At 49.1% G+C, this 1,345-nt stretch carries 1 protein-coding gene; it reads right to left on the bottom strand.

The features are described 5' to 3' along the window. On the bottom strand, positions 1-1,291 hold a 1,291-nt coding region (ilvA, locus tag A3750_RS23450; protein WP_068548949.1), incomplete at its 3' end, for a threonine ammonia-lyase, biosynthetic. Between the last annotated feature and the right edge of the window lie 54 nt (positions 1,292-1,345).

The following is a 1,345-nucleotide window of genomic DNA, read 5'->3' as shown; positions in this document are numbered from 1 at the left end:
CAGGGAATTCAAATCGGTACACGTGCTCGTTTTCAACCTGAGAACGCCCACCCACCATATGGCGAATATGCAATTTAGCCAGTTCATTATCCGTTAAATCACTCACCGGATAACCCTGCTCTTCGAGCTCTTCAACAAGCTGCAAACGCTCACCATCGACACCCGAGGTCTGTACACCTACAAAAATCTGCGCTTCATAACCATCTGCGTAACGGTAGTTAAACTCAGTGATATTACGCCGGTGTAAGGCTTTAATAAACCTTTTATAGCTGCCAGGTTTCTCCGGTAGCGTCACTGCCAAGATCGCTTCGCGCTTTTCGCCAATTTCCGTTCGCTCTGAAATGTAACGCAAACGATCAAAATTCATATTTGCGCCAGACACGACCGTTAACAAGTTCTCACCCTGAACCCCGGTTTGCTCAACATATTTTTTCAGGCCTGCCACACCAATCGCGCCAGCAGGCTCCGCAATGGCGCGGGTATCGTCAAAGATATCTTTTATCGCTGCGCAGATCTCATCGGTACTCACCGTGATCACATCATCGACATGATCCTTACAGATATCAAACGGCAATTTCCCGATCTGGCGCACAGCCACTCCATCAGCAAAAATACCCACCTGATCTAGCGTAACGCGCTTACCGGCTTTTTTCGCAGCTAACAAACAAGCCGCATCCTCAGGCTCTACGCCGATCACCTTAATTTCAGGGCGCAGATATTTAATGTATGCAGCCATCCCCGCAATAAGGCCCCCGCCACCGCAAGGAATAAATACCGCATGCGCTGCGTCCGTGTGCTGCTTTAGCAACTCCATTGCAACCGTTCCCTGACCGGCTATCACGTCTTCATCATCGTAAGGAGGGATGTAAATCAAGCCTTTCTCTTTTACTTGCTCTTGAGCATAGGCTGACGCCTCGTCAAAGGTGTCGCCAACAAGCACCACTTTCGCACCACGCGCTTTGACCGAACTGACCTTAATTTCCGGCGTCGTTTTTGGCATTACGATCGTAGCTTTGATACCCAGTGTCTTCGCGGCTAATGCCAAGCCCTGCGCATGATTACCCGCAGAGGCAGCAATCACGCCTTTCGCCTTATCGATATCGCTAAGCTGTCGAACGCGGTTGTATGCGCCGCGTAGTTTGAACGAAAACACAGGCTGCAAATCTTCACGCTTCAAAAAGATCTCATTGTTAAAACGCTGCGAAAGACTTCTCGCAGGCGTTAAAGGTGACTCAATCGCCACGTCATAAACCCGCGCATCTAGAATTTTCTTAATATAGTTGTTCAGCATAAATAACTCGTTTCCGCAGCAATATTTTGGGCTCAGCCCGCGTTCAGCACTCAA

This window comes from Oleiphilus sp. HI0079 (assembly GCF_001635105.1).
Note: the sequence above shows the minus strand (reverse complement) of the source record. Positions and strands in the feature narration are given on the sequence as shown.